The sequence below is a fragment of the Paenarthrobacter sp. AR 02 genome (assembly GCF_021538675.1).
In the GTDB taxonomy this organism is placed as follows: domain Bacteria; phylum Actinomycetota; class Actinomycetes; order Actinomycetales; family Micrococcaceae; genus Arthrobacter.
Genome location: NZ_JAJUKH010000015.1, coordinates 65272 through 85806, shown reverse-complemented (window position 1 = coordinate 85806; position 20535 = coordinate 65272). Strand labels below are relative to the sequence as shown.

General features: G+C 62.7%; 18 protein-coding genes. 9 read left to right on the top strand and 9 right to left on the bottom strand.

Going from position 1 to position 20535, the window contains the following annotated elements:
* Positions 1–32 precede the first annotated feature (32 nt).
* On the top strand, positions 33–1253 hold the full coding sequence (locus LRQ04_RS19935) for an NAD(P)/FAD-dependent oxidoreductase (RefSeq protein ID WP_235522044.1): 1221 nt from the start codon (positions 33–35) through the stop codon (positions 1251–1253).
* Positions 1254–1285: 32 nt separating this feature from the next.
* On the opposite strand, the gene LRQ04_RS19930 is transcribed toward LRQ04_RS19935, so the two are convergent.
* A complete protein-coding gene (locus LRQ04_RS19930) occupies positions 1286–3679 on the bottom strand; it encodes an excinuclease ABC subunit UvrA (RefSeq protein WP_235522043.1) in 2394 nt (797 codons plus the stop codon).
* Positions 3680–3809: 130 nt separating this feature from the next.
* Between LRQ04_RS19930 and LRQ04_RS19925 the strand changes: the two genes are divergently transcribed.
* From LRQ04_RS19925 to LRQ04_RS19915, 3 genes are read left to right on the top strand one after another with little or no spacing between them, the layout of a single operon-like run.
* Positions 3810–4946: a type III polyketide synthase gene (locus LRQ04_RS19925; RefSeq protein WP_235522042.1), complete on the top strand. Its 1137-nt coding sequence runs from the start codon at positions 3810–3812 to the stop codon at positions 4944–4946.
* A complete protein-coding gene (locus tag LRQ04_RS19920; RefSeq protein ID WP_235522041.1) occupies positions 4943–5671 on the top strand; it encodes a class I SAM-dependent methyltransferase in 729 nt (242 codons plus the stop codon). Before LRQ04_RS19925 ends, LRQ04_RS19920 begins: the two co-directional genes overlap by 4 nt.
* Positions 5664–6797: an NAD(P)/FAD-dependent oxidoreductase gene (locus LRQ04_RS19915; protein ID WP_235522040.1), complete on the top strand. Its 1134-nt coding sequence runs from the start codon at positions 5664–5666 to the stop codon at positions 6795–6797. Before LRQ04_RS19920 ends, LRQ04_RS19915 begins: the two co-directional genes overlap by 8 nt.
* Here LRQ04_RS19915 and LRQ04_RS19910 read toward each other — a convergent pair whose 3' ends face one another.
* Positions 6798–7205 (bottom strand): nuclear transport factor 2 family protein, encoded by a 408-nt coding sequence (locus tag LRQ04_RS19910; protein ID WP_235522039.1) that lies wholly within the window; start codon positions 7203–7205, stop codon positions 6798–6800.
* A 50-nt stretch (positions 7206–7255) separates the two neighbouring features.
* Here LRQ04_RS19910 and LRQ04_RS19905 point away from each other — a divergent pair, with 50 nt between their 5' ends.
* Positions 7256–7930: a peptide deformylase gene (locus LRQ04_RS19905; protein ID WP_235522038.1), complete on the top strand. Its 675-nt coding sequence runs from the start codon at positions 7256–7258 to the stop codon at positions 7928–7930.
* A 31-nt stretch (positions 7931–7961) separates the two neighbouring features.
* Here the strand turns inward: LRQ04_RS19905 and LRQ04_RS19900 are convergent, their stop codons facing one another.
* Positions 7962–9977 carry a S9 family peptidase gene (locus LRQ04_RS19900; RefSeq protein ID WP_235522037.1) on the bottom strand — a complete coding sequence of 672 codons (2016 nt, stop codon included), beginning with the start codon at positions 9975–9977 and terminating at the stop codon, positions 7962–7964.
* A gap of 69 nt (positions 9978–10046) precedes the next feature.
* Here LRQ04_RS19900 and LRQ04_RS19895 point away from each other — a divergent pair, with 69 nt between their 5' ends.
* From LRQ04_RS19895 to LRQ04_RS19880, 4 genes are all read left to right on the top strand, one after another.
* Positions 10047–10889 (top strand): methyltransferase domain-containing protein, encoded by an 843-nt coding sequence (locus LRQ04_RS19895; protein ID WP_235522036.1) that lies wholly within the window; start codon positions 10047–10049, stop codon positions 10887–10889.
* Positions 10890–10970: 81 nt separating this feature from the next.
* Positions 10971–11432, top strand: a complete 462-nt coding sequence (locus tag LRQ04_RS19890; RefSeq protein ID WP_235522035.1) for an NfeD family protein — start codon at positions 10971–10973, stop codon at positions 11430–11432.
* 90 nt (positions 11433–11522) lie between these two features.
* Complete coding sequence (locus LRQ04_RS19885) at positions 11523–12500, top strand: SPFH domain-containing protein (RefSeq protein ID WP_235522034.1); 978 nt, start codon at positions 11523–11525, stop codon at positions 12498–12500.
* A gap of 257 nt (positions 12501–12757) precedes the next feature.
* A complete protein-coding gene (locus tag LRQ04_RS19880) occupies positions 12758–13105 on the top strand; it encodes an RNA polymerase-binding protein RbpA (protein WP_011774875.1) in 348 nt (115 codons plus the stop codon).
* Positions 13106–13182: 77 nt separating this feature from the next.
* Here LRQ04_RS19880 and LRQ04_RS19875 read toward each other — a convergent pair whose 3' ends face one another.
* The 6 genes from LRQ04_RS19875 to LRQ04_RS19850 form a co-directional block, all read right to left on the bottom strand.
* The gene (locus tag LRQ04_RS19875) at positions 13183–13926 is read right to left on the bottom strand and encodes a polyprenol monophosphomannose synthase (protein WP_235522033.1); all 744 of its coding nucleotides are present in this window, start codon (positions 13924–13926) and stop codon (positions 13183–13185) included.
* A 401-nt stretch (positions 13927–14327) separates the two neighbouring features.
* Complete coding sequence (locus LRQ04_RS19870) at positions 14328–15986, bottom strand: amidohydrolase (RefSeq protein ID WP_235522032.1); 1659 nt, start codon at positions 15984–15986, stop codon at positions 14328–14330.
* A 48-nt stretch (positions 15987–16034) separates the two neighbouring features.
* The gene (locus tag LRQ04_RS19865; RefSeq protein ID WP_235522031.1) at positions 16035–19010 is read right to left on the bottom strand and encodes an RNA helicase; all 2976 of its coding nucleotides are present in this window, start codon (positions 19008–19010) and stop codon (positions 16035–16037) included.
* Positions 19011–19034: 24 nt separating this feature from the next.
* Positions 19035–19871 carry a twin-arginine translocase subunit TatC gene (gene tatC, locus LRQ04_RS19860; RefSeq protein WP_235522030.1) on the bottom strand — a complete coding sequence of 279 codons (837 nt, stop codon included), beginning with the start codon at positions 19869–19871 and terminating at the stop codon, positions 19035–19037.
* 6 nt (positions 19872–19877) lie between these two features.
* Positions 19878–20147 carry a Sec-independent protein translocase subunit TatA gene (tatA, locus tag LRQ04_RS19855; RefSeq protein WP_235522029.1) on the bottom strand — a complete coding sequence of 90 codons (270 nt, stop codon included), beginning with the start codon at positions 20145–20147 and terminating at the stop codon, positions 19878–19880.
* A gap of 36 nt (positions 20148–20183) precedes the next feature.
* Positions 20184–20534 (bottom strand): hypothetical protein, encoded by a 351-nt coding sequence (locus LRQ04_RS19850; RefSeq protein ID WP_235522028.1) that lies wholly within the window; start codon positions 20532–20534, stop codon positions 20184–20186.
* Position 20535 lies beyond the last annotated feature (1 nt).

The window sequence follows — 20535 nt, the reverse complement described above, 5'->3', positions numbered from 1 at the left end:
GTTTGTCCGAACGAAATAAAATGGAGTGCGACATGATGAACTGTTTGGTCATTGGAGCTGGGATCGCCGGGTTGGCCTCCGGAATTGCACTACAGAAAGCCGGACATCGGCCGGTCATCTTTGAAGCCTACGACGCACCCTCCGACGGTATTGGCGGCTTCCTCACAGTTGCCGTCAACGGCTTTGACGCGTTGGAAACACTTGGCCTCAAAGACGACGCCTGTCGCTTGGGTTTCCCCACTCCCCTGATGTCCATGTACTTGGGCAGCAACGGGAAGCACCTCATCGACTTCGACTATGGCGGCTCCTTGCCGGACGGCACCACCGCCCGAACCATGACCCGCTCGGAGCTATACGGCATGTTCCGTGAAGAGGCCAGCCGACGTGGCATTGGCATCGTCTACGGCAAACGGCTCACCGCGGTGGAAGAACGGCCCGACGGCGTGACCGCAGTATTCGCCGACGGAACCTCAGTCGCCGGAGACGTCCTGATCGGTGCCGATGGACTCAAGTCGAAGGTGAGGGACCTCATCGACCCCTCCTCCCCTGCGCCCAGGAGCATTCCGCTGCTCAACACCGGCGGCATCGTGCCAGCCGGAGTCCTCCCTCCGGGGACGATCGATGTGGAGGTTGGCCGCATGAAGATGGTTTTTGGAAAACGCTGTTTCTATTGCTACATGCGGGATCCCGACGGGCGGGTGTGGTGGTTCGCCAACCCGATGGAACGGTCCTCGGAAGATCCTGCCACTTTGGATGCCGGGGCCCGCAAAGCGTGGCTGACACAGCTCGTGGAACGCGATCGCACACCCATGGCTGCGATCGTTGCCGCGACTGATGACGTCATCCGGCCGTATAGGACCTCCGACTTTCCGGGCATCCCGCGCTGGTGGCGCGGAAGAATGGTCCTGGTGGGAGACGCCGCCCACGCGGCCTCGCCGTCCTCCGGACAAGGAGCGTCCATGGCCATAGAGGACGCCGTCACGTTGGGGCGCGCCTTGCGTGGCGCCGGGCCGGAACCGATACCTGAAGCCCTGGCCCGTTACGAAGCCGAACGCAGGAACCGGGCGGAGCTGGTGGTCCAGTGGGGGCGACGGAATGCGGCACCGAAGATCAGGGGCCAATTCAAGCGGGTGTTCGAGGACATGACCCTGCCGCTGGTATTCCGTGCCCTCTCACGCAAGTCCGCTGACAATTTCGACTGGCTGTATCACCACCACATCGACTGGGACACGGCAAGCACCGCGGGCTCCTGACGAACGGACGTACCAGCGAACTGACCAAGAGCTCAGGCACCCACGTAGGCAGCCAAGTGCTTCCCCGTCAGCGTCCCCTTGGCGGCCACGAGGTCAGCCGGCGTTCCGTTGAAAACGATCCTTCCGCCGTCGTGCCCTGCACCCGGGCCAAGGTCGATGATCCAGTCGGCATGGGCCATGACGGCCTGGTGGTGTTCGATAACAATGACCGACTTGCCGGACTCGACCAGGCGGTCAAGCATGCCCAGGAGGTTTTGGACATCGGCAAGGTGCAGGCCGGTGGTTGGCTCGTCCAGGATATAGATGTCGCCCTTCTCGGACATCTGGGTGGCCAGCTTGAGGCGCTGGCGCTCACCGCCGGACAACGTAGTGAGAGGCTGGCCGAGTGTCAGATAGCCGAGCCCGACGTCGGCCATGCGTTCCAGGATCTTGTGGGCTGCGGGAGTGCGGGCGTCACCCTCGGCAAAGAAGCGTTCTGCATCGACCACGGACATTGCAAGCACTTCTGCAATATTGCGCTCCCCGAGGGTGTATTCCAGGACAGCCGCCTGGAATCGTTTCCCGTCGCATTCCTCGCAGGTCGACTCCACCGTAGCCATGACGCCAAGGTCGGTATAGATCACGCCGGCGCCGTTGCAGGTGGGGCATGCGCCTTCCGAGTTGGAACTGAAGAGCGCCGGCTTGACTCCGTTCGCCTTTCCGAACGCCTTTCGAATCGGCTCCAACAGGCCCGTGTACGTAGCCGGGTTACTGCGGCGTGAACCCCGGATGGCGCCCTGGTCGATGACGACGACCCCTTCACGGGAGGCTACTGAGCCGTGGATCAGGGAGCTTTTGCCCGAACCAGCCACGCCGGTCAGGACGCAGAGGACGCCCAGGGGGATGTCGACGTCGACATTCTTGAGGTTGTTGGTGGACGCGCCGCGGACCTCGAGTTTGCCGGTGGCAGGACGAACCAAGGCCTTGATGCCCGCCCGGTCGTCGAGGTGCCGGCCCGTGATCGTGTCGCTGCCGCGCAACCCCTCAACATCGCCTTCGAAGCAGACAGATCCGCCGCCGCTGCCTGCGCCGGGTCCAAGGTCAACCACATGGTCGGCAATGGCGATGGTTTCGGGCTTGTGCTCCACCACAAGGACTGTGTTGCCCTTGTCCCTGAGCTGCAGCAGGAGTTGGTTCATGCGCTCGATGTCGTGGGGGTGCAAACCGATCGTTGGTTCGTCAAAAACGTACGTGATGTCGGTCAGGGAGGACCCCAGGTGGCGGATCATCTTGGTCCGCTGCGCCTCGCCCCCGGACAGGGTTCCTGCCGGGCGATCCAAGGAAAGATAGCCAAGACCGATGTCGGCGAAGGAGTCCAGGAGGTGTTGGAGGCCCTTCAGCAGCGGAGCAACAGAGGGCTCGTCGATTCCCCGGATCCAATCGGCGAGATCGCTGATCTGCATGGTGCAAACATCGGCGATGCTCTTGCCTTTGATCTTCGAAGACCTGGCTTCGGGACTGAGCCTGGTGCCGTCACACTCGGGGCAGGTGGTGAAGGTGATGGCACGTTCAACGAAGGCACGAATGTGTGGCTGCAGGGCGTCGACGTCCTTGCTGAGCATCGATTTCTGGATCTTGGGGATCACGCCTTCATATGTGAGGTTGATGCCCTCCACCTTGATTTTCGTGGGTTCGCGGTACAGGAGATCCTGGAGTTCCCTCTTGGTGAACTTTGCGATCGGCTTGTCCATGTCAAAGAACCCTGAGCCGCTGAAGATGCGCCCGTACCAACCGTCCATGGTGTAACCCGGGATGGTGAGCGCCCCTTCGCTGAGTGACTTGGTGTCGTCATACAGGGCCGTCAGGTCGAAGTCGTTGACAGATCCCATGCCTTCGCACCGCGGACACATGCCACCCAGCCGGTTGAACGTAGCTTTTTCCGTCTTGGTCTTGCCTTCCCCGCGCTCCACGGTGATGGCGCCGCTGGCTTTCACCGTTGGCACGTTGAAGGAATAGGCGTTGGGCGAACCGATGTGCGGGTGGCCGAGGCGGCTGAAAAGGATGCGGAGCATCGCATTGGCATCAGTGGCTGTACCCACCGTGGACCTCGGATTGGAGCCCATCCGTTCCTGGTCGACGATGATCGCCGTCGTGAGGCCCTCAAGCATGTCGACGTCGGGCCGGGCCAGGGACGGCATGAAGCCCTGCACGAAAGCGCTGTAGGTCTCGTTGATCATTCGCTGGGACTCAGCAGCGATGGTTGCGAAGACGAGGGAACTCTTTCCGGAGCCGGAGACACCTGTGAAGACCGTGAGCCTGCGCTTCGGGATCTCGATGGTGACGTCCTTCAGGTTGTTCTCACGTGCACCCTGGACCCTGATCAGATCGTGGGTGTCGGCGACGTGCGACGCGGGAGATGACGTGTGCGTGCCCGTGGCAATACTCATGATTTCTCCATCTGTTAGGCGGCGTTGCCCAACAGTCCCCTGTTGGCGCCCCTGGCTCTCACCGGCCAACCTCGACCAGTAGCTTCGATTCTGCCATTGTCTTCCACGCATTACTCGCTAAGAATGGAGCATGCCGGTATATGTGAGGTCCCTCGAAACCGCAGTTCCGCCAACTATCCTTGTCCAGCAGGAAGCACGGGAGGTTTTTGCGTCCCAACCGGGCCTGACCCGGCTCGGAACACGGCTTGTCTCCACGTGCTTTGACTCTGCCGCGATCGACACCCGCTATACGGCCGTGGAAGAACTCAGCCTGGACTCTCATCCGGAGAATCCCAGGTTCTTCGACCCGGAAACGAACATGGTGCTGAGCCCCAGCACCAAGGTCCGCAACGAGATCTTTGCCACCGAGGCCACCAAGCTCTTCGTGGAGGCCGGCAAGTCAGCGGTGGCCCGGGCCGCCGGAATCGACCTGGACGATATCACCCATGTCATCACCGTTTCGTGCACAGGATTCTTCAATCCCGGACCGGACTACAAAGTCGTGCGGGCACTGGGCTTGAACCCCGCTGTACAGCGCTACCACCTGGGCTTCATGGGCTGCTATGCAGCGTTCCCGGCGCTCAAGGCGGCGAAGCAATTCTGCCAGGCTGACCCTGGGGCCGTGGTCCTGGTGATCTGCGTGGAACTCTGTTCGCTGCACGTCAGGACCTCCAATGATCCCGACACGATCATGGGTTCGGCCATTTTTGGTGATGGAGCCGCCGCCGCCATCGTCACCGCCCGTGAACCGGAAGGCCCGGATCCGGTCATCAGGCTGGACCACTTCGAGACCGTCCTCACCCCTGTGGGCGAAGAAGCGATGGCCTGGAACATAGGCGACGAAGGTTTCGAAATGGTCTTGGGGTCCTACGTACCCCACATCATCGAGGAACACATCACTGGGGCGCTGGAGCCGCTGCTGGCCAAGGAACCCCAATTGGCAGGCCTGCCCTACCGCGACATCACGCACTGGGCCATCCACCCGGGTGGACGCAGCATCCTGGACAAGGTCGAGTCAAAGCTTGAACTCACCCAAGAGCAGTTGGTTCCGGCCCGCGAGACCCTGCGGGAGTACGGCAACATGAGCAGCGCCACCGTCCTGTTCGTCCTGAAGTACATGTTGGAACAGGACGCAGCCGAACGTGAGGAACGCATCTGCTCCATGGCGTTTGGTCCAGGCCTGACGGTGGAAACTGGCCTCTTCACGCTGGTCTCCCCCGCACTGTGAGCCCGTGGGGTTCCTTTAAGGACAGGGACCTGCAGGCCGTAGAGGAAATGGACAGGCCGGATTGCGATCCCGTGCGCCTGAACCGGACTTACGCGCGCTTTCCGGTGGTCAACAGTCTCTTGTCCGGCTGGCATCGCACCTATGTGCAACGGATCCGGCCCTTGATGTCCACGACGGATCCGGTGTCATTGCTGGATGTCGGCTGCGGCAGCGGTGACGTTGCCCGGAGCCTGGCGCGATGGGCGCAACGCGATGGGTTCCGGCTCGAGGTGACTGCGATCGACCCGGACCTTCGGGCGCACGAATTTGCCCTCCATGCGCCCCGCGTCGAGGGTGTCACCTACCGGCGTGCGCACAGCTCCCAGCTGGTAGCCGAGGGCAGGACCTTCGACGTCGTGATGTCCAACCACATCCTTCACCACCTCGACGCCGATCAGCTCGCCGGAGTGCTACGGGACTCAGAGCTCCTGGGCCGGCGACTCGTCCTCCACAACGATCTGGTACGCAGCAATATCTCCTCCCTGCTGTTCATGGCGGGCTTTTGGCCCCTGGGCCTCGGCTCCTACATCTGCGGGGACGGCCTGGTGTCCATCAAACGCAGCTATACCCGTGCGGAACTGAGGGCAGCCGTTCCCGGCAACTGGACGGTGGAAGCCAACGGCCCCTGGCACACCCTGCTCGTCTACGATGCCGCAGGCGCCAGTCAGGAGGGCGAAAGTGTTTGACGTTGTGGTGGTCGGCGCCGGGCCCGTAGGCCTGTTCATGGGCGCCTTGTTGCTGCAACAGGGGCATACGGTCAGGATTCTGGAACGGCGGCCCGCCCGGAGCCATCGGTCCCGCGCCATCGGCATCCACCCCCCGGCGCTGGGCCAGCTGGCACGCGCAGGAGTGGCGGCTGAACTGACAGAGGCCGGAGTTCATATCCGTCGTGGACTTGCGTACAGCCGCGGAAAGCGGGTGGCCGAACTGCCGTTCTCCGGCGATCCCGACTTTCCGTTTATCCTCGCCGTACCGCAGCCCCTCACCGAAAAGGTCCTGGAGGAGGCCGTAGTGCGCCTTGATCCTGGAGCGATCATCCGCGGGGCCGACGTCATGAGCCTCGTCGAGGACAGTTCAGGAGTGGTGGAGGTGGCTGCGGCCATACCCGCCGGAGAGAAAAAGTTCACGGCCCGCCTGGTGGTAGCCGCCGACGGTGCCCATTCAACTGTTCGCCGGCAGATTCTGCCGGAACTGCCGGCACGCAGCTACCCGGACAGCTACATCATGGGTGACTTCTCTGACGCCACCGGTCATGGCTCCGATGCGGTGCTGTATTTGGAACCCGAAGGGATTGTGGAGTCGTTTTCGCTGCCGGGCGGGGTGCGAAGGTGGGTGGTGCGGTTGGGTGAACCGGATCAAGGCTCGACGGCGGCCGGGCTGGCCGGTCTGGTGGGGGCCAGGACCGGCGAGGTGCTTGACCCGGCCAGCAACACCATGATCAGTGCCTTTGAAGTACGGTCCCGCCTGGTACGGAGGATGGTTCACGGCCGGGTGGTCTTGCTCGGTGACGCCGCCCATGAGATCAGTCCGATTGGTGGGCAGGGCATGAACCTGGGATGGCTGGATGCGGCGGAACTCGCGCCAATAATGCACGCTTCCCTCATGGGGAATGATGTTGGGCGTCGGCTTGCACGGTTTGAGGTAACCAGGCGCAGGACAGCGTTACGGGCTTCGCGGCAGGCCGGCTTGAACATGGCGCTGGGCAGGCCGCTGCCTCCGGCCGTCATGGAAACCCGGAACAGGCTTTTTGCTGCGGCTTTGGAGCTTCCTGCTGTGGCAGCGCTGGTGGAGCGGCGCTTCACCATGCGCTGATTATTCCGGCGCGGTGTAGTAGCAGTCGTAGGTGTCCTGGCTGATGATGAGCCCGTCGCGGAGCTCGAAGACGGCCGTGCTGCGGGCCCGGATAGTGTCGCCGCGATCCCAATGGGGAAGGTCAAGAAGCAGTGTGGCCGACCAATTCATTTCGAGCACGACCCGGTCACCCTGGCAGGTGGTCCGGACAACGTCGAATGTTTGCTTGGCAACGATGTCTTTGCTGTGGTCCGCCCCGGAGAGCGTCTCGGCCAGGTTGCGGGTGGAACCTGATTTGGACAGTGCGTGTGGCCACTCGGTGAGCGTGAAGTCCTCGGCGAGGAACGGCCGCAGTTCTGCAGCCCCGCCGCCGGCTTCTACGGTCCTGACGAAGGCAAGGACCTGGTCCAAAGGAGTGGAATGGCTCATCCGTCGAGCCTAGCCCACCGTCGCGGACACCTCCGCGCTAGGCTCAAGGCATGACGCATCAACCTCATCCCGAGGCGCCCAGCCCCGCCACCGACTTCAACCCCACGCAGATCAGGGATGCTGTCCGAAGGCTGCTTGACGCAGAGGGGCTTCCGGCAATTGTCCAGGCGGGTCATCCTGTCCTGCGTCATGTTGCGGCCCCCTTTGATGGCCAGATCGACGACGTTGAGTTGCTGGCACTCGTTGATCGGATGCGTGAGGTCATGCATGACGCTCCGGGCGTGGGCTTGGCTGCCCCGCAGTTGGGCATCCCCCTTCAACTGGCCGTCCTTGAGGACAAATACGAGGTTGATCCGGCGTCAGCAGCTGTGCGGCACCGGGAGCAGCTGGAGTTCTTCGCCATCATCAACCCGACGTACAAGCCCCTGGGATCGGAGACGGCCTCATTCTTCGAGGGGTGCCTTTCTGTCGCCGGATACCAGGCTGTGGTGAAACGCCATCGGAACGTCGAGTTGCGATACACGGATACGGCCGGCGAGCCCGTGGAAGAGTGGTTCTCCGGGTGGCAGGCCCGCATCGTGCAACATGAAACGGACCACCTCCACGGAACCCTTTACCTGGACCGTGCCGAATTACGGTCACTGTCCAGCAATGCGGAGCATTCAGCGCGGTGGGCTGCACCGGATATCGATGAAGCACGCAGGACTCTCGGTTTCCAGCCCTGACCCGGAACCGGCCCCGGGACGCGGCAAAGACCTAATCCGCGAGGTGATTGGAAGCCGTGGGAAGGTACCGCGCCCACCAGCGAAGGATGTGGTCGAAGCGCTGCTTCCGATGATGCGGGGTGCCGGAACGGGACAGTTCGTGATCCTCACCAGGGAAGACCAGCAGGGCTGTTTCCACCCCTTGCGCCTTGAGCTGCGAGTAGTAGCGCTGTCCCTGCTCAATGGGGCAACGAAGATCATTCTCGCTGTGCACCACGAGGGTGGGAGTGCGGACGTCAGTGACAACAGCCATAGGACTTTGCGCCGCCATCCGTGCGGCCGTCCCTCCGGTGTATTCCGCGCCGAAGAACCAGCCAATGTCAGAGGAACCGGCGAAGCTGACAGGGTCCAGGTATCCGCGTTCAACGATCGCGGCCTTGAACCGGTGGTCATGCGCGATGATCCATGCGGTCAGGAAACCGCCGTATGAGCCTCCCATGATTCCCACCCGCTCCTTATCCAGGGCGCCGAAGCCAGCCAAAGCGGCGTCAAGGAAAGCGAGGACATCCTGCATGTCAACGGTGCCCATGCGTTCCTTGAGTGCACGTCCGTGGGCTTGGCCATAGCCGGACGAACCGCGGGGGTTGCACATCACCACGGCGTAACCGGCGGCAGCATATACCTGTGCCTCGTCGAAGAACGCTCCGGTGTACTGGGCAAAGGGCCCGCCGTGGATGTTGAGGAGGACCGGGTGTGGGCCGGGCCCGTCTGGTAGCACAACCCAGCCCTGGACAGGGTGCCCGTCTCCGGAAGGTGCCTCGAATTCCCTGGGCTCAATAACCCGCGACTCGTTCCGGAGTGTGGCCGAGAAGTCCGTGAGGAGACGGATTTCACCGCGTTCCAAGGTTGCGACGTCGCCCACTGTGGCGGCGTCGGAGAAGCTGACCGCGATTTCACCGTTCGCTGCCACCGTGGCGCCGAGGACGACCCTGGCCCCGTGCACCAGCGGGGTGATTGCTCCTCCGGCAGACACTTCCAAGAGTTCAACGCTGCCCAGCGCGTTGTTCAGGACCAGCACACTGTCAGGACCACTGGGCTCCAACGGTCCCGACACGTCCAAATGTTCGACGTCGGTCAGGGTTACTGCCTCTCCCCCGCCGACGGGCATGACGTGGAGCGCAGTGTTGCGCGCGACGAAGTCCCGGCCCGTGTCACCCATATCCTGCGCAAGATAGAACAGCCACTTGCCGTCGGCGGATGCGAGGACGTCCGTCACGGTCTGCAGTCCGGCGTTGGAAGGTTCGACGGCGGTCGGCTGGCCTCCGTGGGTGGCGATTCGGTACACGGAGGTGACGAGGTCGTCGTCGTGTCCTTCATGGAGCGCAGCCACGAAGAACAGGTCCCTGCCGTCTGCCGAGAAGGCCGGGGACTCGTGGTCGGAATCGCCGAACGTGAGCTGCTTTGCGGCTGGAATTCCCGTAGAGGGAGGCTGCGGCTGATCGTGGGCAGCCCTGCCCCGCGGGGTGACGGCCGGTTCGCCGCCCAGCTCCGGTACCTCCACAATGAACAGTTGCTGGCGCTGGTCGGCGGTATAGCCGAGCCCGTTCATCCTGTACTGGTTTGCAGTGACCAGGCGGGCGTCCTCAGCTCCGGAACCGACGCCGTCGACCGTTCCGTAGCGCCCCTGCTTCGGTACGCGCGAGGTGAAGGCAATGCGGTGGGAGTCCGGCGCCCACCTGAAGCCGGAGACTCCCAGCGGTTGGTCCGTGATCCGCTGGGGCTCCCCGCCGGCCGCTTCAACGACGAACAGTTGAGGTTTGCCGTCGGCTTCGCTGCGGATGAAGGCCAGGACCAGGCCGTCGGGCGAAAACGCCGGGGAGGTGTCTCGGAACCCACGGGTGATCCGGCGTGAGTGTTTTTTGCTGTCCAGGGGAACCGTCCAGAGCTGTCCCACGTAGCTGTCCGCTTCGAAGTCGGGCCTGGTGACGGACACGACGGCTTTGCTGCCATCAGGGTGGATTGCGGGGGCGGACACGGAGTTCAGCAAAGGCAGTTGCTCTGGTTTCACGTTGGTGAGCCTAGCCCGACGGCTGCGGCGCCGGCACCAGACACTCCGGCCCGCCGTAGGATTGGAGCCATGTTGCCTGATGCCGTTGCGGCCCTCCGCTGTCCTGTTTGCCAGAGGCCGTTCCGGCTCCTTGAGAAGCCGCTAAGGACCCTTTCTTGCCCTTGCGGGCACCTTTTCGATGCGGCACGGCAGGGATACTTCAACCTGCTGACCGGCAAAGGCACGGTGTTCGAAGCCGATTCCGCCGCCATGGTTGCAGCACGGCAGCGTTTCCTTGATGCGGGACACTATGACGATCTTGCAGAGGCAGTTTCGAAGTCGGTGCGGACCGTGCTCCACGGACCGGAGTCCCTGGTCCTTGACGCTGGGACGGGAACGGGCCATTACCTGCATCGGGCCATACAGGGATCCAGCGCTTCTGCCGTAGGCCTGGACATCTCCAAGTTCGCGCTTCGGCGGGCTGCCCGGCTGAATCCGGACGTGGCCAACCTCGTCTGGGACATCTGGCGCCCCTTGCCGCTGGCGGATGACACCGTGGACGCCGTCATGGTGGTCTTTGCGCCGAGGAATCCGGCGGAGTTCGCCCGTGTCCTCCGTCCCGGGGGGACACTCGTGGTAGTGACTCCCCGGCCTGGCCACCTCGAGGGGATCGCCGAGCGCGCGGGCATGCTTGGAATTGAAGAAGGCAAAGCGGAACGGCTTGCCGAGTCCTTGCGTGGGCATTTCACGTCAACGTCCAGTACGGACCTGGATATCCCGCTGACACTGCGCGGGCCGGAGATGGCGGACCTTGCTTTCATGGGACCTGCGGGGCACCACCTGACCCCCGTCCGGTTGGCTGAACTGGCCGCCTTCGACGGTTCCGTTTCCACCACCGCCATGTTCCGGATCAGCGTGTTCACCGTGTCCTGACGTGGGAGGGCGCGCCGGGCTAGGATGGAAGAACAGCGACTGTGATCCCTCCTGAAGGGGTCCGGGACCAAGGGGGAACCGATGTTCGAATGGCTCGGCGAGAATTGGTGGGCATTGTGGCTCACCCTCTTCCTCGCGTTTGCAGTGGTGGAGATGCTGACTCTCGACCTCTTCTTCATCATGCTGGGCGGCGGAGCCCTTGCAGGCCTGGTGGCCGACTTCGCCGGTGCCGAACTATGGCTGCAAATCGTCGTCTTCTGCGTGGTTTCCCTCTTGATGATCGTCTTCCTGCGACCCGTTGCCCTGAGGCACCTGCACAAGGGGCCCGGAGAGCAGCGTTCCAACATCGACCGCCTGATCGGACAACCTGCCCTGGTCATTGAAGCCGTTACGGGCACCAGTGGACTCGTCAAAATAGGCGGCGACGTTTGGACTGCCCGCAGCGCCGCCGGCACCCTGGACGCCGGAAAGACAGTCCAGGTCACCAGAATCGACGGCGCGACGGCAGTGGTCGCCACGTCTGCCGAAAACAGCCCGCTCTAGCGCGCGACGCCCGCCAGCCGGTTACCGGGCCGGCGGGGACACCCGTGCACAGCGGCATCAAACCACGCAATTGGGGAACGAAGGAGATGTATGGACGGCTTAGGAGGAACAGCAGCAGCAATTGTGCTGATTGTTCTCGTCATTTTTGTGATCATAGTGTTGGTCCGCTCGGTGAGGATCATCCCGCAGGCGCGCGCCGGCGTCGTTGAACGGCTTGGTAAGTACCAGCGCACGCTCAATCCGGGACTCACCATCCTGATCCCGTTCGTCGACCGGCTCCTGCCGTTGCTGGACCTGCGCGAGCAGGTCGTGTCGTTCCCGCCTCAGCCGGTCATTACCGAAGACAACCTGGTGGTCTCGATCGACACCGTGGTGTACTTCCAGGTCACCGATCCCAGGGCGGCTACCTACGAAATCGCCAACTACATCCAGGCTGTGGAGCAGCTGACTACTACCACGCTGCGTAACGTGGTGGGTGGCCTCAACCTCGAAGAGGCACTGACGTCCCGCGACCAGATCAACGGCCAACTCCGTGGTGTATTGGACGAGGCAACAGGCCGTTGGGGAATCCGCGTTTCCCGGGTCGAGCTCAAGGCCATTGATCCGCCCCACTCGATCCAGGATTCGATGGAAAAGCAGATGCGCGCCGAACGTGACCGTCGTGCGGCCATCCTGACCGCCGAGGGCACCAAGCAGTCGCAGATCCTGACAGCGGAAGGCCAGCGCCAAGCCGCTATCCTCGCCGCCGAAGGTGATGCGAAGGCTGCTATCCTCCGCGCCGACGGTGAAGCCCAGGCCATCCAGAAGGTGTTCGACGCGATACACAAGGGGAACCCGGACCAAAAGCTGTTGGCGTACCAATACCTGCAGACGCTTCCCAAGCTTGCCGAGGGCAGCTCCAACAAGCTGTGGATCATTCCCAGCGAAGTCGGCGAGGCACTCAAGGGAATCGGCGGTGCCCTCGGGGGCGCTACGGGAGAGTCTCCTGTAGCTGGTCTCTTTGGCGGCAACGAACAAGCCAAGTCCGCCGAGACTGCACCGGTGGCGCCGTCCCGGAGCGCCGAGTAAACGCAGTGCCAACACGCGACGAACGGCCAGCCCCAGTGGCTGGCCGTTCGTCGCGTCCAGCCCCTTTTGAGTACGGAGCGCCGATCCGCGTATAATGGGATATTTGTCCGGCTGGTTCAGCGTGGATGGAACATAAAAGCTTTGCCAGGCGTTGCAATTAGTGATGCAAGGTGTGCAGAAGTAGTCCGTAAGGATCGTGAAAACGGCTTACGGCTAGCGCGGGGTTACTGCTCCGCGAACAGACAGAGGGAGTAATCATGAGCGATCGCAGCCTGCGGGGTATGCGTCTTGGCGCCCAGAGCATGGAAACCGAATCCGGTGTTGAGCCGGCACCGCGCCAGCGGGTCGAGTACCGTTGCGAAGATGGAGAGCAGGTCTTCGTGACCTTCTCCTCAGAAGCCGAGATCCCCCCGGTTTGGGTTTCCAAGACCGGCAAGGAAGCACTCCTGGTTGATGGCGAGCGTCCCGTGGATGCCAACGAGAAAGCTGTCCGTACGCACTGGGACATGCTCCTTGAGCGCCGCAGCCTTCCTGAACTGGAGCAGATCCTTGAGGATCGTTTGAACATTCTGCGTGAGCGCCGTGGAGAACGCCGCTCCGCATAGCAATCCAGCTACACCAAAGGCCGGCTCCGATTCCCTGAGGGGAAATCGGAGCCGGCCTTTTTGGTGTGCAGTGGCGGTTACTTGGTGACCGCCTGCGACTTCCGGGTGAGTTTGGCCCAGCGTGCTGCCAGCCCCCACCTGGTGACATTGATCATGGCCTCGACAACGATGTTGCCGCTCATCTTCGAGGCACCGAGTTCGCGCTCCACAAACGTGATGGGGCGCTCTTCGATGCGCAGGCCCAGTTTGGCTACGCGCCAGGCAAGGTCAACCTGGAAGCCGTAACCGACCGACTCGACCTCGTCCAGCTTCAGCGCTTCGAGGGTGCTGCGACGGAATGCGCGGTAGCCCCCGGTGACGTCCTTGATCTTGACGCCCAGCATGATGCGCGCATACGTGCTGCCGATCCGGGAGATGGCCTGACGGTAGAGCGGCCAGTTGACGACGCTGCCGCCTTCCACCCAGCGGGAACCCATGGCGAGGTCTGCTCCGTCCTTGACGGCATCCAGGAGGAGGGGAAGTTGCTCCGGCTGGTGCGAACCGTCGGCGTCCATTTCGACCAGGATGTCATACCCAGCGGCGAGACCCCATTTGAAGCCTGCGATGTAGGCGGCCCCCAGGCCTTCCTTGCCCTTCCGATGAAGGACATGGACGTTGCTGTCCTCCGCGGCGAAGCCGTCGGCCAACTGTCCCGTGCCATCAGGGCTGTTGTCGTCAACCACCAGGACATCGGAATCGGGAACTGCTGCGCGGAGGCGCCCGAGGGTCTTGGGGAGCGATTCGAGCTCGTTGTAGGTGGGAATGATCGTCAGGACACGCAAGAAGAGGCCTTTCCTTGATGGAGCGGTCAGTGTGCCGGACCAGCCAGTCGGCTGGCATTCTGGCGCAACTCTCCATTATAGGACGACGCCGGGACCTCCTCGGGCGGCTGTGGCGCCGAACACATGTGCGGGCAGCTCCGCAGGCCCAGGGCCAGTAGTGTCGGGAAGCGAAGTCCAGGACAAACTGTTTTCTGGGTCACCGAGGATCTGCCCACTCATGTGCCGCCAACATGGAAAACCGGCCACGGCTGGACCGTTAGGCTCCGTGTGCTGCCTCTAAGTTGATCATCCGTTGAGCCTCAATGCTACGGACTCACAGCATGCTGTCAACCAGTCAATGACCTGCGGATCCGTCTGTATTCCCAGCTCAGAGCACTCGCTCTCCACGGAAAATTCGCCGGCTAGGACCGGAGTGCCTCATGGGCGAACAGCTCCTGTCCCTCCCGGACAGTCTGGAGGCAACGCGGATCGGTGCCGGTGTCCAGGGCAGGCAGCAGGGGTGTCCGCGCGCGGGGGTCCGTGCTCCAGGACTGGACCCTGCTATCAGCAACCTGGACCATGAGTTCGTCGACTTCCCACACCGCGAAACTGGCGGGGGCGCCGGGCACGAGCTGGCCCATCAGGGGGTTCCGATGCTTGGTGGCCCGCCAGCCGGCCCGGGTGTGGCCAAGGAACGCAGCCCTGGCTGAGATCCGCTGCTCGGGGTTGCTGTGCTCCAAACAGGCGCGGACGCTGGACCAGGGGCGCAACGGAGTGACCGGGCTGTCACTGCCAAAGGCAATGGGGACTCCACTGGCGTAGAAGGAGGCGAAGGGATTCATGGATTGGCTTCGCGCGCCGAGGCGCTGCGAGTACAGGCCGCCAGCTGCACCCCACGCGGAGTCGAAGCCCGGCTGCACACTGACGGTGATTGAGTACTTGGCCAGCCTGTCGATGGCGGCCTGGTCAGCCATCTCGACATGTTCCAGGCGGTGGCCGGCGGCACGGATGCGCTGCTCCCCCACCTCGGCGGCGGCCACGTCCAGCGCGTCCAGCACCGCGGCCAGTCCGGCGTCGCCGATAACGTGGAAGCCTGCCTGGATGCCCAGCAAGGACGTAGCTGCGATGTGCTTCGCTGCGTCATCCACCCCGAGGTACAGGCTGCCGTGTTGACCGGGCGCATCAGAGTAATCATCCAGCAACGCGGCCGTCCTTGAACCAATGGACCCGTCCATGTTGAGATCCCCGGCGAGTCCCCTCACATCGGTACCCAGGCCTGCCAGGACGCTTCGGGCATGCTCTTCGGAGGTAGCCAGTTCACCCCAGTACGGAAGTACCTCGGGACTGCCCGGCTGCCCATTCCATGATGCCGCCAAGCGAAGGTCTTCCGGGCCGCAGATGTGGGGTGCGGACATCTCTGCCAACGCCACATACCCGTTGGCAGATGCTTCCATCAAGGCCCGCTGCTGATGTGCGCGCCGCTGGTCTTCCGGGAACTTTCGGGCTGCTAGCCGGGCTGCCGTGTGTGCCGCGCGCACTGCCTGCGCGGTTCCTGACCACCCGTCCAGTCCCGCTACGTTGGCCTCGGCAGCCAGCGAAGGCGAGATCAGGGCTGAGTGGACATCGATGCGTGAGAGGTACACATGGCGGCCCCCCGATGCGCGATCCAGTTCTTCGAGGGTAGGAAGCGTGGGATCATCCCACAGCGTCTCGTCCCAACCGTGGCCCAGGATTGTTCCCGTACCACCCGAGGAAGCAACGGCGTCGAGCAGTTCCCTGGCCGAACGCACGGCGCCCAGCTGAAGGCCCGACAGGGCCAGCCCGGTTTCTGTCAGGTGCACATGCGAGTCGACAAAGCCCGGTGCCAGCAAGGCTCCGCGAAGGTCAATGATGTCCATTGATGAATCCGCAATGGAGGTTGCAGCCTGCTCAGAGCCCACCCAGGCAACGGTATCGCCGTCAACCACCATGGCTGTTGCAAACGGATCCGCAGCTGTATAGATCGAACCATTGCGGTACATGGTGACCTTTTTGCCGGTCCCTGGGTGGTCGTGGCCGGCAGGCACGCCTGGCTGGTTCATGCGTTGAGCTCCTTGAGCGGTTGAAGACGGTAATTCATGGAGGTGGCGTCAGGCCACGGTGGAATAGGCCACGACGCCGCGCCGGACCAGGTCGATGGACTCGCGGCAGATCCTGGACAGGCGGGGGTCCAGTTGGGGAATTTTGGCCAGTTGATCCAGGAGATCCACTACCTGCTTCGCCCATCGGACGAAGTCGCCGGCAGCTAGGTCGGTGCCGCTGAGGACATCCTGGAGGTGGCGTCCCTTGGCCCACTTGTACATGGGCCACATCAGTCCGAGTTCCGGCTCCCCGGTCAGCGGGAGCCTGTGGTGTTCTTCCGTGTCCTCCAGCTGTGACCACTCACGCACGACGATGTCCACGGCCGACTCGAGCGAAACCGAGGGCATCTTCGGCCTGAGCCCGCGGTCCTCGCGCTTGGCCTGGTACACCAGAGTGCTGGCCAGGGAGGCGAGCTCTGCGGCGTCAAGGTCGTTGATGGCGCCCTGCCGGACCGACTGGGAGATAAGGAGGTCCTTTTCTCCGTAGATGCGGCGGAGACGCTGGCCATCAGCGCTGATCGTCACATGACCAGCGTCGTCGGTCTCCAGGTAACCATAGGCCGAGAGGACGTCGCAGACACGGTCGAACGTCTTGGCGATAGTGTTGGTCCGGCCTTGGATCTGGCGAACCAATCCATCGGTTTCCTTGCGTAGTTTCCACCAGCGCTCCGACCAGCGGGCGTGGTCCTCACGTTCGCTGCATCCGTGGCAGGGGTGGGCGCGCAATGCACGCCGGAGATCCGCAATCTTTTTTTCCTGGTCCGGGAGCCGGGCACCCAAACCGAAGTCCTCGTGCCTGCTGTTGCGACGGCTCTGGGGTACGTCCTCACTGATGGCATGACGCATGGCCGCGGCAAGGTCCCGCCTGGCCTTGGGTACTTTGGAATTGAAGGATTTGGGGATCCTGATGCGGGTAACCGGTGACACGGGCCCCTCCAGGTCGTGGACACCGATGCGCCGGAGCTGGTTATCGGATGTCAGCACCGAGGGCCTTGGTTCGCGGGCATTCCGATCCACCTCGAGGACCACTGCGTGCCCAGCCAATCTGCCGCTGTAGATGCTGATGACATCCCCAGGGATCAACCGTGTCAACGAGTCCGTTACATGGGAGCGGCGGGCACGCTGGTTATCCCGGGCCGCGAAGTTCTCGGCATCGCTGAGGTCGCGGCGGAGCTTGGAGTACTCGGTAAAGTCCCCCAAATGGCATTGCATGGACTTTGCATACCCGGCCAATGACTCCTCACGGCCGCGCACCTGCCGGGCGAGGCCCACGACGGATCGGTCAGCCTGGAACTGCGCGAAGGACGATTCAAGGATTTCACGCGCCCGCACACGACCAAACTGGGCGATCAGGTTGATGCTCATGTTGTACGTGGGGCGGAAGCTGGAGTTCAAGGGATAGGTGCGCCGCGAAGCAAGGCCTGCGACGGCGGTGGGATCAGTTCCGGGCTGCCACAGCACCACGGCATGGCCCTCGACGTCGATGCCGCGTCGACCAGCGCGACCCGTGAGCTGGGTGTACTCCCCCGCGGTGATGTTGACGTGCGCTTCGCCGTTAAACTTCTCGAGCTTTTCCAGGACCACGCAGCGCGCCGGCATGTTGACGCCCAAAGCGAGTGTTTCTGTTGCGAACACGGCTTTGACCAGACCGTCTGCGAAGAGCTTTTCCACTACCTCCTTGAAGGTAGGGAGCATGCCGGCATGATGGGCGGCGAAGCCCCTGACCAGGCCGTCCCGCCAGCTCCAAAAGCCAAGGACATCGAGGTCGTCTGCAGGAATTTCGTGGCTTGCTTCGTCCACGCGCTGGGCAATGATCTGTTGCTCGCGCTCGGTTGTGAGCCACAACCCCGATGCCGCGCACTGGGCAACCGCGGCGTCACAGCCCGCCCTGGAGAAGATGAAGGTGATGGCAGGCAGCAGATCCTGGCGACGCAGGCTTTCGATCACCTGGGGGCGGCTGGCTTTGCGGACCGGGCTGCGTTGCTCGGACTGTTGCCGCTCATCCCTGGAGCGGTCCTGGCGGCGCCGGCTCCGGCCCCCGTGCCCGTATCGGCCGGCTGAGTTCATCCTGCTTTCCGAGCGTGCCATGGCCAGGAGGTCGGGGTTCACTTCAAATTCCCGGCTAACGAGGCTTTGGCTCGCCTTGGTCGATGCGGAGCGCGCGGAAGACACTTTGCGGCGTTGGGGGCCGCTTGGCTCGACAGGGATCTCGGCGTTCTCGGAGAGATCAGGCACCTCGGGGTCCAGTGGGCCCGGCACGGCTGGAGCTATTTCATCGAACGTAGTGTCCCCGGCAAATAGATCAACGATCTCGCGGCCCACCATGACGTGCTGCCAGAGTGGAACGGGCCGGTGCTCCGAGACAATGACGTCGGTGTCGCCCCTGACGGTGTCCAGCCACGCGCCAAATTCCTCGGCGTTGGAGACTGTAGCGCTCAAGGAAGCAACCTGTACCTCGCTGGGCAAGTGGATGATGACTTCTTCCCACACCGCCCCGCGGAAGCGATCCGCCAGGTAGTGGACCTCATCCATCACCACGAAGCCCAAATCACCGAGCGTCTCCGAATCGGCGTACAACATGTTCCGAAGGACCTCGGTGGTCATGACCACCACAGGAGCATCGCCGTTGATGGTGGTGTCACCGGTCAGCAGTCCCACATTGGCCGCACCGTACTTGGCCGCCAATTCGGAGAACTTCTGGTTGCTCAACGCCTTAATGGGGGTGGTGTAGAAAGCCTTAAGGCCGCGTTCCAAGGCAAGGTAGATGGCAAACTCGCCAACGATTGTCTTGCCGGCCCCGGTCGGGGCGGCCACCAGGACTCCCCGTCCCTCCTGAAGGGAGCGACACGCGTCCCGTTGGAAGTCGTCGAGTTCGAAATCAAGCGAACGGGCAAAGGATCCGAGATACGTTTTCGACTCGGCCGCCCGCTGGGCTGCGGCCTGGTAACGGTCGGACGGTGATGGAGACCCGGAAGTGGAGGACATGCCTCAAGCCTAGTAGGCCGAGGTCTAGAGATTCTCCAGATCCGCGGCAGAGGTGGCGATGTCCGCAGTGGCTTCAGTCTCAGCAGCACGCTTCAGGGAGCGTCGTTCCCGGCGCCTGTCGTTGACGAGGCACAGTCCAACGGCGGCGAAGAACAGCAGCAACATGGGGGCGGCCAGGTAGAACATACTCATTGCGTCGGCACCCGGAGCGGCCATGGCCGCGAAAAGGCACACAAGGAAGATGGTGATGCGCCAACTCTTTACGAGTTGCTTACCTTTGATGATTCCCGCGAGGTTCAAGCCAACCAGCACCACCGGAACAAGGAAGGCGATACCGAAAGCCAGCAACAGCCGGAGGACGAACGCCAAGTAGATCTCGGCGCTGATGAAGTTTGAACCGCCGATCGGGGTGAAGTCGGTCAGCACGCGCACTGCGTTGGGCAGCACGAGCCACGCGAGGAGGACACCACCCACGAACAGGGGAACTGCCGCCGCCACAAACGACAGCGCCAGGCGGCGCTCCTTTTTGTGAAGCCCGGGGACAATGAACGCCCACAGTTGATAAATCCAGACGGGGCTGGAAACTATCACGCCAAGAAACACCGACACCTGGACCATGAGGTCAAAGGAACTGGCCACGCCGTCAAAGTTCAGGGTGGCTGCCCTGCCCTCTTTGGCGTTGAGGTCCTTGATTGGCTTGATCAGCGCTTCAAGGAGCGGCTGGTAGACGATGAAGCCCACCACGGTTCCGACAATGACGCCGATAGCAGCCTTGAAGAGCCGGTTCCTGAGCTCCTTGAGGTGGTCAAGGAGCGCCATCCGGGCTTCGGGGTTGGCCTTGCGCCCCTTCGTTTCTACCACTTCTTCTTAGACGCGGTTAGCGGGCGGAACGTCGGTTTCGCCGTTGTTCTGTGCCTTCACATCCGGGTGCCCTACCACTTTGCCTTCAACGGCGTCGGAAGGTTGCTGCGTATCCTTCGTTTCGGAAGAACCGTCCTTCTTCATTTCCCGGACTTCAGACTTGAAAATGCGCATCGACTGTCCAATGCTGCGCGCCATCGACGGCAGCTTCGGTGCGGCAAAAAGCACCAGAGCCAGGACGATGATGATGATGAGATGCCAGCCTTCGAGCCTCATGTGGGGAGGTCCTTTCCTTTTGGATACATCCTACGTCTATCTGAATTCTATGTCGTGCAGGGATTGTGGCTGACCCCGCTCGGCTTTGCGTTTGACGCGTTTTTGACGCCGAACTTCCTGTCGGGAGGCTTTGGCCGTCAGGTAATCATGACGCATCTGCTCCGGGGAGGCAAAAATGGCGGAACCCGGTTCAGGGCGGTCCGCAGGCGTTTCAACATCGGAGGTTTTCGGGACCGGTGGAAGGTTGCTGAAACGTTTACCTGCGTCAGCCAATTCATGAACAGTTGTCATGAATTTCCTGAACAACCGATACCCCAGCGTCACGTGGAGGAGCAACGAAAGGGCAATGAGCGCGATCCACAACAGGATCCAGAACCACCAAGGCATC